Here is a 13,092-nt window from a genome sequence, read left to right on the forward strand (position 1 = left end):
TACTGTGCGAGTTCTGCAGTGATCGCAACGCTTCAGCGGGCCGTATTGGCTCTGCTGGTCGTGTTCGGATGCGCGTTGTCGCCGGCAATGGCGGACGACGGTGTGCTGGTGTTGGGCCGGATCAGCGACGATCCGGCGACCCACTACGAGCAGCTCAAGCCGTTGCTGGACTATGTGGTGCCCCGGATGGCTGACGTGGGGATCCGTGAGGGCAGCGTACTCATGGCGCGTGATGCCCAGCAGATGGCCAGCTATATGCGCCGCGGCCGGGTCGACTGGGTCACCGAGACCGCCGGGTCCGGCATGTTGCTGCGCGAGCGTGCCGGCGCCCAGCCCCTGGTCTTGACCGAGCGTGGCGGCCACAGTCAATACCACAGCGTGTTCTTCGTCCGGCGTGACAGCGGCATCACCGGCCTGGACGGCTTGCGCGGGCATTGCATCGCCTTCCAGCGGCCGTCCTCCACCAGTGCCTATTTTGTCCCGGCAGGCGAGTTGCTGGGGCTCGGAATCACATTGGAGATACTGCTTTCCCCGACCGATTCGATCGATTCCGACGCGCTGGGCTACCTGTTCGCGCGTTCGGAGCGAAACATCGCGACCTGGGTGCATAAACGGGTGGTCGATGCCGGGGTGATGAGCAACCTGGATTGGGACAACCCGGAGCGGATGCCCAAGGCCTTCCGACGCGACCTGTTGGTGATCGGCCGCACACCGGACTACCCGCGTGCGGTCGAGATGCTGCGCCCGGACATGGACCCGGCGGTGCGGGCACGGCTCAAGGAAGTGCTGCTGGGCGCGGCCAGCGATCCGTCCGCCAGCGCCGCGCTACGGCAATTTTTCGGGACTACGGGGTTCTTGCCGATCGACACCAAATCCCGCCATGCGCTGGATCACATCCAGTCCGGCGTCCGCCACGTACGGGCCAAGGTCGAATGAAGCCATTGCGTTTCAAGCCGGCTTACGGGCTGCAGGCGAGGGTCGCATCGCTGATGCTGGTCGCGATGGTAGTGCTGGTGGCGCTGATCGCGTTGTTGTTGCACCGCCAGAACCGCACCCAGTACGAGGTCGAGGCAGCCAGCCGGGCGGCGATGCATTCCATGACCATCGAGACGCTGCATCGACGGGCGGAAGGGATGGTCGGGCCATTGGCGGAGTCGCTGGCGAACCCGCTTTATTACCACGACCTGGACCAGGTCGGAGCGCTCATCGGCGACGCGTTGCGCCAGCCCGGCATTGCCTACGTCACTGTCTTCGATGAAGACGGCAACGTCCTGCACGACGGCAGTGACGAGATCCCCGGTTACGGTCGGCACATGAGCGATCCATTGGCGGCACAGGCCATTGCAACGACGGCGCTGCATACACAGTTCAGCGACACAATCATGGAGGTGTCGGCGCCGATCCTGGTCGGCCGCAATCGCCTGGGCGGGGTCCGTATCGGGTACGACCTCGACGTCGTGCGCGGGTACCAGGAACGTGGGGCAGCCAGCTTGCGCCAGAGCCTGTCGGAACTGGGTCGGCGGCAGTTGTTCTGGATTGGCCTGCTGGGTGTCGCGGTGCTGGCCCTGGGCGGCGTCACGTTGTGGTCGATCCATCGCTGGCTGGTACGTCCTATCCGCCAGCTGGCCGATTCAGCGCGTGCGATCGAGGGTGGGGCATTCGGAACACAGGTGCCGGCCAGTGATCGCAACGACGAGCTTGGCGACCTGATGCGCGCGTTCTCGCGGATGAGCGAGAGTATCGCCTGCCATGACCGCGACATCCGCAAGATGGCCTATACCGACGCGCTGACCGGCCAGGCCAACCGCCTCGCTTTCCGGGAGGCGCTGGACCAGCGCCTGGTGCAGTTGCGTGGCTCGGGCCGACAGCTGGCGTTGTTGTTCGCCGATATTGATGACTTCAAGCGGGTCAACGACACCTTGGGCCATGACGTCGGGGACGAGGTATTGCTGGAGGTCTCCAATCGCATCCGCAAGGTTGTCGCGCGGGTGGCCGGCGAGCAGGCCCTGGTGGCACGCTTTGGTGGTGATGAGTTCCTGGTGCTGCTTGAGGCGGCTGATGGGGACCAGTTGCGCGCCGTCGCCAGCGAGTTGGCAGAAATGCTGGTGGAGCAGGTCGCGATCCCCTTGCCACTACGGGCCAGCGATGTCTTCCTCGGGATTTCCATCGGTATCGGCCTGTTTCCGCAGGATGCGGCCGGCGCCGCGACCCTGATGAAAATCGGTGATATCGCGATGTACCAGGCCAAGGCCGCGGGCAAGAACTGCATCCGCTACTACAGCCGGACGATGAATCAGGCGGTGGAGCGGCGGCTGCATCTGGAAGCGGAGTTGCGTGATGCCTGGGACCGCGGGGAGCTCAGCCTGGTGTACCAACCGATCTTCCAGCTCGCCGATGGCATCCTGGTCGGAGCGGAGGCATTGCTGCGCTGGAACCATCCGGAGCTGGGATCCATTGCTCCGTCGGTATTCATCGAGGTCGCCGAACAGAGCGGGCTGATAGAAACCATCGGGCCGCTGGTCATGGAGGTCGCCTGTCGGGACGCCGTTCACTGGCAATCGATGTCGGCCAGTGGGGAGCCGCTGTTCGTGTCGGTCAATGTCTCGCCACGGCAGCTGCGTCGTGGCGACTTGCCGCACGTGGTCGCCGCGGCGCTGGGAGATAGCGGGTTGCCCCCGCAACAGCTGCATGTCGAGTTGACCGAAACCGCGATGATCGGTGATGAGGCGCATGCGAGCGAGATGTTGCATCAACTGCGCGCACGCGGGGTGCGTGTCTGGCTGGACGATTTTGGAACCGGCTTCTCCGGCCTGAGCCATCTGCGACGGGTGCCGATCGATGGCGTCAAGATCGATCGCAGCTTCGTAGCGGACATCCTGCATGACCCCGACGACCTTGCCTTGACCACCGCGATCATCGCGATGGCGCATTCGTTGGGAATTCCGGTGGTCGCAGAAGGCGTGGAGACGGAAAGCCAGTACGCGTTGTTGCGCGAGCGTGGCTGCAACCTGGCCCAGGGGTACTGGCTGGGGCACCCGATGGCCCTGGAAGCATTCCATGAGATGTTGCGGGCGCAGCCGCCTATGGCATCGGGCCTGGGCTAGCACCTCTGCTAGAACAGCAGGTCGATCCACGGAGTGATGAGCGCGGCGATCTGGCCCGACAGCAATCCAAACACCGTAACGGCCGCTGCACCGGCCAACCACGCAACCGCCATGAGGCGGCCATCGCGCTCAAGCAATGCCAGCGCGAACAACAGCAGCAAGACGCCAAACAGATAGTTTGTCAGCGGTATCGGCAAGGCCAGCAGCAGTCCCAGCGCGACCAGCAGCAAGCCGGTGAACGCGTTGGCCAGGCGATGATCAAGCAAGGCGGGCGAGCGTGGTCGTACCACGCGTTCCAACCGGGCCAGCCAGGGTGACAACCGGTCACGAAAACGCGCCAGGGTTTGTCGGCGCGGGCCGCGGCAGGCGACGAACCGGGGTAGCCACGGGGTTCGCAAGCCGAGCAGCAACTGCGCTCCGACCAGGATGACCAGCGGTCCGCTGATCGCGCCTGCCACCCCTGGAACAGGGATGAACGCGGGCAGGATGGCAACGAACAACAGCATGCCGAAGGACCGCTTGCCAAGGCCGGCGAACACCTCTCCCAGCTTGACCACCTGTTCCTGCTCGCCGTGGGCAAAGGCGTCCAGCAGCGCACGCGTCCCCGCTTCGCGGATGGCCTGTTGCCTATCCACTGGTCTCATCGTTGTCCGGATCCTGCTCGGGTTCGGGGAACAGCAGCAGCTTGTCGATGCGCGGGCCATCCAGGTCGACCACCTCGATCCGCCAGCCGGGCCAGGCGAACTGCTCGCCGACATTGGGAATGCGGCCGAAGTGGGTGATCACCATGCCTGCGGCGGTATGGAAGTCGTGCTCCTCGTCGCCTGGCACGGAGCCGGAGACCAGCTCGTGCAGGTCCTCGACGTGGAGGCTGCCATCAATCAGGTACGAGCCGTCGGCGCGCTCCACCACCGGGCTGGCCTGGTCGGCCTGGTGTTCGGTCGTCGTCCCCATGCCCGCCTGGACGCGGCCAATGACCGCTCCCATCACGTCGTTGACCGTCACCAGGCCGGTTACGTCGCCGTACTCATCCACCACCAGCGCCAGTGATTGCTGCTCCTCGCGGAAGATCTCCAGCAGCTTCATCGCGTGGGTCGATTCGGATACGAACAATGCCTCGCGCATGTTGCCAAACAGGTCGATCGCCACCCCGGGGGCCAGCGCGCGCAACAGAGATTTGGCCTCGACTACGCCGATCACGTCCTGGTCGGTACCGCGCAACACCGGGAAGCGCGAGACGGGCGCATTTCGCATCGTCTCCAGGTTGACCTCCAGCGGGGCGCCGGCATCCAGCCAGGTGATGCGGGTGCGGGGAGTCATCAGGCTGTCGGCAGTGCGATCGCCCAAGCCGAGCACACGGTGCATCATCTTGCGCTCGTCGGCATCGATCACCCCTTGCTCGTGGCTCTCGCTGACCAGCAGGCGGATCTCCTCCTCGCTGATGTTCGTGGCCTGGCTACGGTCCAGCCGCAGCAGCCTGAGCAGGCCGCGGGTGCTGACCATCAGCAGCCAAACCGCCGGAGTTGCGATCCGTGAAACCCAGTGCATCGGCAGTGCAATGAAGCTGGCCAGCTTCTCCGGTGCCAGCAGCGCCAGGCGCTTGGGCAGCAGCTCGCCCAGCACGATGCTCAGGTAGGTGATCAGGCCGACCGCAAGCACCACTCCAACCGGTCGGGCGTAACTGCCCAGGGCCGGGATCTTCTCGCCCAGCCAGCTGCCGATCGCGTTGCCGATGGCGTCGCCACCGAACATGCCGGTCAGGATGGCGATCAGGGTAATACCCACCTGCACGGTGGAAAGGAAGCGGTCGGGGTGCTCGGCCAGGTCAAGTGCCTTGCGGGCATTGGGACTGGAGCGACCCATCTGGCGCAGCTTGGGCCGGCGGGAGGTGACTACCGACATTTCCGACAGGGCAAAGAAGGCGTTGAACGCGATCAGGACCAGGACAATCAGGAACTCCAGCATTGCGCCCTCTCCGGGTTGGCGGTGAAGGGGGCGCACACGTGTCGCCGCAATGGCGGCGTAATGACTGTTGGCGGAGGTTTGGAGTCGTCGTCCATGGAGAAATGATGTCGGATAAGCGCGCCGATGCGGCGCTCGCGAATTTTAGCAGGTGGTGCCCGTGGGCCCGTTGAGAGTCCCCGACTGGGCGTGAAGGTCACGAAACCGTCATAATTCCGCCGTCGCCTCCACCGCTGTCCGGTTGCGGCACTCCTGCCCGCACATTCCGGCGACCCATTGCCGCCAGCACGACGAGGTCCCTCCCTGATGTTCTCCCTGCAAACCATGTTCGGCCAAGGCAATCAGTTCTATACGCTGCTGGAGGCTTCTGCGGTTGCCGCACACGACAGTACCAAGGCGTTGCACGAGATGCTCAGGAGCGCAGACGCCGAGCCGGCGCTGGATGCGTTCAAGCTCGCCCGCCAGCGCGAGCGCGATGCTTCGGGGCAGATCAGCCAGGAGCTGGTCGACAGCTTCATCACCCCGATCGAGCGCGAAGATATCGAGGCGTTGAGCTCCGCACTGCACAAGATCAACAAGCAGGCCGAGAAGTTTGCCGACCGTTACTCACTGGCCGTGCAGCACCTGGGACACATCGACTTCGCGCCGCGCGCGGCGATGCTGGAGCAGGCGGCCGGAGTGGTGGTCAAGATGGTCAAGCAGCTGCGCAAGATCAAGCTGGCGCCGATGAAACAACTCAACGACGAGCTGCGCTCGATCGAGAACGAGGCGGACCGGTTGATGCTTGAGCTGTACCGGGATATCTACTCGGGGGACCTGGAGCCGTTGCAAATGTTCCTGCTCAAGGAGTTCTTCGAGATCCTCGAAAAGGCCATCGACCGTTGCCGCGAGGCCGGGGTGGTGGCGTACGACATCGTGCTGAAGAACTCCTGAGGCTCCCGGGATGTTGACCCTGGTCCTGATAGTCGTGTTCGTGGCGCTGGTGTTCGAGTACATCAATGGTTTCCACGACACCGCCAACTCGATTGCCACGGTAGTCGCCACCAAGGTGCTGTCGCCGGCGCAGGCGGTCGCGATGGCGGCCAGTACCAACCTGCTGGGGGCATTGCTGGGCACCGCGGTGGCCAAGACGATTGCGTCTGGCCTGATCGATGCGTCCGTGGTCGATGTCAGTTCCCAGCTGATCCTGTGCGCGTTGCTGGGCGGCATCGTGTGGAACCTGATCACCTGGTGGCTCGGCCTGCCGTCCTCGTCCTCGCATGCCCTGATTGGTGGGCTGATGGGTGCGGCACTGGCGGCGGCCGCGAACAATTTCGACGCGATCATCTTTTCGGTCCCGGTGGAACCCTGGTACCGCAGCGCCGGCGTGATGTGGAAGGTGATCGTGCCGATGGTGACCTCGCCGGTGGCGGGATTCGTCGGCGGCTTCCTGCTGATGGGGGTGTTGTTCGCGATCATCTCGGCCATGGCGCGGGCCGGTGGGCTGGTGGCGCGACTGGCGCGGACCCGTTGGGTCAACGCGTTCTTCGGCAAGGCGCAGATCGGCAGCGCGGCCTACATGGGGTTCGCGCACGGCATGAACGACGCCCAGAAGACCATGGGCATCATCGCCCTGGCATTGGTCGCCGCGCAGTCCGATGGCACCCTGGATGACCTGCCGGGCTTCCTGGCGTTCCTGCACCCTTCGGAGGATGCGTTGGTCAATGGCGACATCGACCTGTGGATCAAGTTCACCTGCGCCGCGGTGATGGCGGCCGGTACCGCTGCCGGTGGCTGGCGCATCATCAAGACCCTGGGCCACAAACTGGTGAAGTTGCATCCGATCCATGGCTTTGCCGCCGAGGCCAGTGCGGCGACGGTCATCACCATTGCGTCTTCGCTGGGGATCCCGGTGTCCACCACCCACAACATCTCTGCGTCGATCATGGGCGTGGGTACCGCCAAACGCCTGAATGCCATCAAGTGGACGATGGTGGAGCGGATGATCTGGGCATGGATCCTGACCATCCCCGCGGCCGGCGGTATCGCGTACCTGTCGTTCCGGGTGTTGGCCGCCGCCGGCTGGGCCTAGAGCAGGTCGCGCTCACCGGACAGGGAGCGTTCCATGCGGTCGCCGAGTCCGCCGATCTCCAGTACCAGTCGGTGGACTTCGGCGCCATCGAGTCCGTCGAACGGGCGGTTTTCGCACAGTTGCAGGTAGCGTTCTCCGCCCATGTCGCCGATGGCCAGGTAGCCGACCCGGCTTTGCCAGTTGAATACCAGGGCGCGGTGGGCATCCAGGCCCGCAATCGGCGCCACCGAGCTGCTTACGCGCAGGTAGGGACGCCCATCGTCGTCGTCCAGTTCCGACAGGAAGATCGATTGGTGGCGGCTGCCGTTGTCCAGTGACAGCTCGATGCAGGCCACGCCTTCGTGCGGCAAGCTGATCTGGAAGCCGGCGGCAACCAGGTGCTGCTGGATCGCTTGGAGGTTGTGCATGGGCGACTCCGGGTCGGGACCACTATGCTACCGCGATGCAAGATGATGCTCCCACCCGAATCCTGGCCGTCATCCGGGCAATACCGCGCGGTTCGGTGGCCGGCTACGGCGAGGTGGCGCGTCGCGCCGGGCTCCCCGGGCGTGCGCGCATGGTGGCCCGCCTGTTGAGCCACAACGACGACCCCGACCTGCCCTGGCACCGGGTCCTGCGCTCGGACGGGCGTATCGCTTTCCCTGCCGACTCACCCCAGCTTGCCGAGCAGGTTCAGCGCTTGCGGGCCGAGGGGGTGGTGGTGGAGGCAGGGCGGGTGCGCGGTCTGCGTGCCGCCGCGACGCTGGATGAGCAGATCTGGGGCGGGCAGGGAGACTGAGGGATATGCCAGCGGGGTTGTCAGTCGACCACGTGAACACCATGTCCTCGACTGGCTTCCCAACCGGAAACCGCGCCCAGCAGCTACCATTGAACGACCTTTGAGGAGATGCGATGTTTTCCAACTTGCCGCCCGTCACCAAGGCGCTGTTGATTGCCAACGGACTGGTTTTCGTCCTGCAGATGGTGCTGGGTGACGCTGCACTGGCGTCGTTCATGCTCTGGCCAATCAGCAGCGGAGACAGCGCCTACATGGTCAACGAGTTCCTGCCATGGCAGTTGCTCACCTACGGCTTCATGCATGGCAGCTTTACCCACCTGCTGTTCAACATGATCGCGTTGCTGATGTTTGGTGCGCCGCTGGAACACACCTGGGGCGAGCGTCGGTTCCTGACCTACTTCCTGGGCTGCGTGGCGGGCGCGGCGGTATGCCAGCTGATCGTCGGGGCCTGGACGATGTCACACGGTGGCGCCGCCTATCCGACCATCGGCGCCTCGGGCGGCGTGTTCGGCCTGCTGCTGGCCTACGGAATGCTGTTTCCGCACCAGCGGGTGATGTTGCTGATCCCGCCGATCCCGATGAAGGCGCGCACGCTGGTGATTGTCTATGGCGCCATCGAGCTGATGCTGGGCTTCAGCGGTTACCAGCCCGGCGTGGCCCATTTTGCCCATCTGGGCGGGATGCTGTTTGGCTGGCTGCTGATCCGGTATTGGCGGGGCCAGCCACCGTTTGGCCGTCGTGGGCCACCGCGGCCACGCGTCGTACGCTGATGCGAGCAGATAGCTGAACAGGAAAAGTGAACCAGGAACAGTGGAACAAGAACGGTAAAATAAAAACGGCGCGGTTTCATCCGCGCCGTTTTCCTGCCTGACCCAGTCCTGGCTCAGTCGTGTTGCGGCCAGAGTACGACCCGGTCATCGGCTTTGTATTGCATGGACGTCTTGGCCTTGCAACCGTAGACCTCGCCAAACTCGCCCAGGTTCATCAACGGGCCATTGGTCCGCCACACGCCGGGGGCGTGCACGTCGCTGACGGCGCTGCGGGCGGCCATCTCCGGAGTCATATGCTTCGGCCACAGGGCTGCCCAACCTTCGAAGAAGGCTTTCCCGGATGCCTTGTCGGCATCGGGTGTCGCAGCGGTGTAAGCCGTCCACGCCAACTCGACTCCGGCCTGGTCGGCAACGCTCTCGTTGCGGACCGCTGCCGGATTGACCTTGGTCGCTTCCAGCACCGGATAGTCGAAGGCTCCGTACTGCGCGGCCAGCTGGTTTGCCGTGGCATCCCAGGCCGCAAGTTCCTGCGGGCCCCACCAATCGCGCAGCTCCCCGGCGGCGTCCACGAAGCGACCGCGCGAATCGAAGCCATGGCTGAGCTCGTGACCGACCAGTGCGCCAAAACTGCCGTACTGGGCGGAGGTCTGTGCGATCGGGTTCATTATCGGGGATTGCAGCACCGCCGCGGTGATTATCAAGCGGTTGTGGGCCAGGTCGTAGGCCAGTGCAGGTTGCTGTGGCAACACGTTCCAGCGGCGGCCGGCATTGTCCTCGCCGATCCGTCGCATTTCCTCGCGGTGACGCCAGGTGGAGGCGATCAGCATGTTGCCGCCGAAGCTGCCCCGACCCATCGGTTGTACGGTGTAGTCGAGATCCCGCGCCGGGGTGCCGATCTCGATCTTCAGCGCGGCCAGCTTGGCAGCCGCTTCTGTCCGGGCTTCCGGCCCCAGGCGTGAGTCGCCCTGCAGGGCGACGCCAAGCGCGTCGCGGACGTGGCCGGCGATTTCGAGTGCCCGCGCCTTGACCTCCGGGGTCAGGTACCTTTCGGCGTACTCGTGCCCCAGCATTGGGCCGGCGGCGAGGTTGATGGCATCCAGTACCTGTTGCTGGCGTGGCGGCGGTGCCTTGGTGCCGGCCAACAGGTGACCGTGAAAATCAAAGTGCGCGTCACGCCAGACTTTGGACAGGTACGGTGCCATGGCATCGCCCACTTGCCAGCGCAGATAGGCACGCCATTGTTCGGGCTTGAGCTCATCGACCAATGTGTCGATACCGGTCAGCAGCTCCGGGTTGGCAACCGATACCGTGGGCGAGGTGACGCCCTGGACTTCGAGAAACTGATCCAGGTGCAGGTTCGGGTACTGCGCAGCGAGTCCTTCGGTGGCAACCGGCGCGTAGTTGGTGCGTGGATCCTCCAGCTTGGACAAGGGCAGCGAGAGCCGGGCGATGCGGGTCTCCAGGTCAATCACCAGTTGCGCCTGATCGGCCAGGTCCTTCTCCTTCACGCCGGTCAGGGCGAGGATCTTCTGCACGTAGGTGTCGTACTGGGCCAGCAACGCCTGGGTCGCGGCATCGGTGCGGGTGTAATAGGCCGGATCGGGGAGACCCAGTCCGCCTTGGCTGAAGTAGCCGATATGGCTTTGCAGGTTGCGCAGGTCGATGTCGGCGCCGAAGTTGAATGCTACCGGGATGCCTACCTGATGCAGGGCCGCGATGGTCGGGGCGACGTGCTGGGAGCGTTTTACCGCGATGATCTTGTCCAGCAGGGGCGCCAATGGCTGGGCGCCGTCGCGCTCGACCTGGGCTTCACTGATGCCGCTGGCCCAGAAATCACCCAGCAGCTTCTGCACATCGCCTTCGGGTGACTGCATGGCGGCATTGAGCAAACTGATCTGTTGCTGGCGCGCGCGCTCCCACAGTTGCCCCAGCGCGGAGACGGAGTCCGAACCGGCGGGCAGGGGGTTGGCGGTGAGCCATCCGCTGTTGGAAAAAGCATGAAAATCGCTGCACGCGGTGGCAGTATCCTGCGCGACGGCACCCGGCGAAGCGAAGCCTGCAGTCAAGGCCAGGGCGAGGGCACAACAGAGCGGTCGAAGGGTCATTGCGGATTCCGTCCAGATGATCGCGCCAGTCTAACAACGGATGGGCCTTGACCACTGAACGCGGGTGGCAAAAAGCAGAAGCCCGGAACGAATCCGGGCTTCTGCTTCGCTCGCTGGTCATTGCATTGTCAGGCCTGACCAGGGCCCGGCACGATTACCAGATGACGACTTTTTTGTCGTCGCCGCGAACCATCGGCTGGCCGGGCGTGCACTCAAACGCCGCGGCGAATTGCGGCATGTTGGACGGCGCACCAATGGCGCGGAAGTTCGCCGGTGCGTGCGGATCGGTGGTCAGGCGTACCTTGAGCTCGTCGTCGGTGAAGTTGCGACGCCACACGGTGGCCCAGTTGGCGAAGAACCGCTGGTCGCGGGTCATGCCATCGGTCATCGGGTCCGGGGTGCCTTCGGTTGCCTGCTTCATCGCGTCGTAAGCCACCGCCAGCCCGCCCAGGTCGGCGATGTTCTCGCCCAGGGTGAGCTTGCCGTTGACGTGCTTGCCCGGCATCGCTTCATAGGCGTCGAACTGCGCGATCAGCTTGTCGGTACGGCTGCTGAAGCCCTTGGAGTCCGCTTCGGTCCACCAGTTCTCGAAGTTGCCGGTCGGCCCGAAACGGCTGCCCTGGTCGTCGTAGCCGTGGATCATCTCGTGGCCGATCACCGCGCCGATGCCGCCGTAGTTGACCGCGTCGCCGGCTTCGGGATCGAAGAACGGTGGCTGCAGGATTGCCGCCGGGAATACGATCTCGTTGGCCAGCGGGTTGTAATAGGCGTTGACGGTCTGCGGGCTCATGCCCCATTCGGTCTTGTCGACGGGCTGGCCGATCTTGGACAGGTTCCACTGGTAGTTGAACTGGTTGGCCGCCATCACGTTGCCGATGTAGCTGTCGCGGTCGGTCTCCAGCCCGGTCCAGTCGCGCCACTTGTCCGGGTAGCCGATCTTCGGCGTGAAACTGCCCCATTTCTCCATGGCCTTGGCCTTGGTCTCATCGCTCATCCAGTCCAGGCCTTCCAGGTGAACCTTCAGCGCGTCGCTCAGGTTCTTGACCAGGGTTTCCATGCGCGCCTTGGACTCGGGGGAGAAGGCGACCTTGACGTACATCTGGCCCAGGGCTTCGCCCACTTCGCCCTCGATCGTGTTCAGCACCCGCTTGCTGCGGTCCTTGATCTCCTTCTGGCCGCGCATTGCCTTGTTGTAGAAGTTGAAGTTCTCCTGCACGAACGCGTCGCTCAGGAACGGCGAGGCACCGTCGACGGTGTGGAAGCGCAGGTAGGACTGCCACTGCTCGACCGGTACGTCGGCCAGCATCTGGCTGACTTGCTCGTGGAAGGCCGGGATGGCCAGCGAGAACATCTCCGGGGCGGCGACACCCTGGGACTCGAAGAATTTCGTCCACTGGAAGTTCGGGGTCAGCTTGTCGGCTTCGGCCAGGCTGACCGGGTTGTAGAACAACGAGACATCACGCGACATCTCTTCGCTGGACTTGGAAGCCTTGGCCAGCCGGGTCTCGAAGGCGATCACGTCGCTTGCCTGTTTCGCCGCCTGTGCCACTTCCACGCCGGACAATTCCAATACCTTGGCGATGTGCTCCTGGTAGGCAGCCAGCTTGTCGGCCTTGTCGGGATCCAGGTAGTACGACTTGTCCGGCAGGCCGAGTCCGCCCTGGGCGGCGTAGGCGATATTCATGTCGGAGTTCTTGAAGTCGGCCTCGGCACCAAACGAGAACAGGAAATTCTCACCTTCCGCTGCGCTGCTGCGCAGGTAATCGGTGACCGCCTGCTGGCTGTCGAGTGCGGCGATTGCGTCGATCCTGTCCTGGATCGGAGCAATACCCTGGGCGTTGATTTGCTCGGCGTCCATGCCGGTCGCCCAGAAGTCGCCGACGATGTTCTGCACGCCGGTGGCATCGTCATTGGCAGCGGCCTGTTTGGCCAGCTGGTGCTGGACTGCGGTGGAGCGCTCGTCGAGCATCTCGAACGCGCCCCAGCTGGTGCGGTCGCCCGGAATATCGTTGGCTGCCAACCAGGTGCCGTTGATGTAGCCACCAAAGTCGGTGCAGGCATCCTTGGACTTGTCCAGGTCGGAGATCTGGAACCGGTTGACCGGTGGCAGCGCGCTCTCGTCGATGGTCAGTGAGTTGGCGTCAGCGGCAGCGGCAGGCTTGGCGCTGGCGTCGTCAGCGGTGGCGGCGTCCTGGTTGGAACAGGCGGCCACGGCAGTGGCGATGGCGAGGGACAGCAACAGGATTTGTGGTTTGTTCAAGCTCACGTATGACTCCGGCCGGTGGCATTGAGGAATGACAGC

Annotated in this window: 11 protein-coding genes; 6 read left to right on the plus strand and 5 right to left on the minus strand. The window is 64.3% G+C overall.

All coding sequences use genetic code 11. The annotated features are described in order from the left end of the window. Positions 1-18: 18 nt before the first annotated feature. Complete coding sequence (locus ACW7G6_RS00860; protein ID WP_456979006.1) at positions 19-936, plus strand: phosphate/phosphite/phosphonate ABC transporter substrate-binding protein; 918 nt, start codon at positions 19-21, stop codon at positions 934-936. Then, positions 933-3,104 (plus strand): putative bifunctional diguanylate cyclase/phosphodiesterase, encoded by a 2,172-nt coding sequence (locus tag ACW7G6_RS00865; RefSeq protein ID WP_456979007.1) that lies wholly within the window; start codon positions 933-935, stop codon positions 3,102-3,104. Before ACW7G6_RS00860 ends, ACW7G6_RS00865 begins: the two co-directional genes overlap by 4 nt. 8 nt (positions 3,105-3,112) lie before the next feature. Here ACW7G6_RS00865 and ACW7G6_RS00870 read toward each other — a convergent pair whose 3' ends face one another. Then, on the minus strand, positions 3,113-3,748 hold the full coding sequence (locus ACW7G6_RS00870) for an exopolysaccharide biosynthesis protein (RefSeq protein ID WP_456979008.1): 636 nt from the start codon (positions 3,746-3,748) through the stop codon (positions 3,113-3,115). Then, a complete protein-coding gene (locus tag ACW7G6_RS00875) occupies positions 3,732-5,069 on the minus strand; it encodes a hemolysin family protein (protein WP_456979009.1) in 1,338 nt (445 codons plus the stop codon). The genes ACW7G6_RS00870 and ACW7G6_RS00875 overlap by 17 nt, the downstream gene beginning before the upstream one ends. 303 nt (positions 5,070-5,372) lie before the next feature. Between ACW7G6_RS00875 and ACW7G6_RS00880 the strand changes: the two genes are divergently transcribed. Together ACW7G6_RS00880 and ACW7G6_RS00885 are read left to right on the plus strand one after the other, a co-directional pair. Next, a complete protein-coding gene (locus tag ACW7G6_RS00880) occupies positions 5,373-5,999 on the plus strand; it encodes a DUF47 domain-containing protein (RefSeq protein WP_456979010.1) in 627 nt (208 codons plus the stop codon). A 10-nt stretch (positions 6,000-6,009) separates the two neighbouring features. After that, on the plus strand, positions 6,010-7,137 hold the full coding sequence (locus tag ACW7G6_RS00885) for an anion permease (protein ID WP_456979011.1): 1,128 nt from the start codon (positions 6,010-6,012) through the stop codon (positions 7,135-7,137). Here the strand turns inward: ACW7G6_RS00885 and ACW7G6_RS00890 are convergent. Beyond that, positions 7,134-7,544, minus strand: a complete 411-nt coding sequence (locus ACW7G6_RS00890; protein WP_456979012.1) for a hypothetical protein — start codon at positions 7,542-7,544, stop codon at positions 7,134-7,136. The genes ACW7G6_RS00885 and ACW7G6_RS00890 overlap by 4 nt on opposite strands. Before the next feature lie 35 nt (positions 7,545-7,579). Here ACW7G6_RS00890 and ACW7G6_RS00895 point away from each other — a divergent pair, with 35 nt between their 5' ends. Both ACW7G6_RS00895 and ACW7G6_RS00900 read left to right on the plus strand, forming a co-directional pair. Continuing rightward, positions 7,580-7,915, plus strand: a complete 336-nt coding sequence (locus ACW7G6_RS00895) for an MGMT family protein (RefSeq protein WP_456979013.1) — start codon at positions 7,580-7,582, stop codon at positions 7,913-7,915. Positions 7,916-8,028: 113 nt separating this feature from the next. Then, positions 8,029-8,685, plus strand: a complete 657-nt coding sequence (locus tag ACW7G6_RS00900) for a rhomboid family intramembrane serine protease (RefSeq protein WP_456979014.1) — start codon at positions 8,029-8,031, stop codon at positions 8,683-8,685. Positions 8,686-8,798: 113 nt separating this feature from the next. On the opposite strand, the gene ACW7G6_RS00905 is transcribed toward ACW7G6_RS00900, so the two are convergent. After that, positions 8,799-10,790: a M13-type metalloendopeptidase gene (locus ACW7G6_RS00905; protein ID WP_456997360.1), complete on the minus strand. Its 1,992-nt coding sequence runs from the start codon at positions 10,788-10,790 to the stop codon at positions 8,799-8,801. Positions 10,791-10,944: 154 nt separating this feature from the next. After that, on the minus strand, positions 10,945-13,056 hold the full coding sequence (locus ACW7G6_RS00910; protein WP_456979016.1) for a M13 family metallopeptidase: 2,112 nt from the start codon (positions 13,054-13,056) through the stop codon (positions 10,945-10,947). Positions 13,057-13,092 lie beyond the last annotated feature (36 nt).

This window comes from Lysobacter sp. A421 (assembly GCF_054052145.1).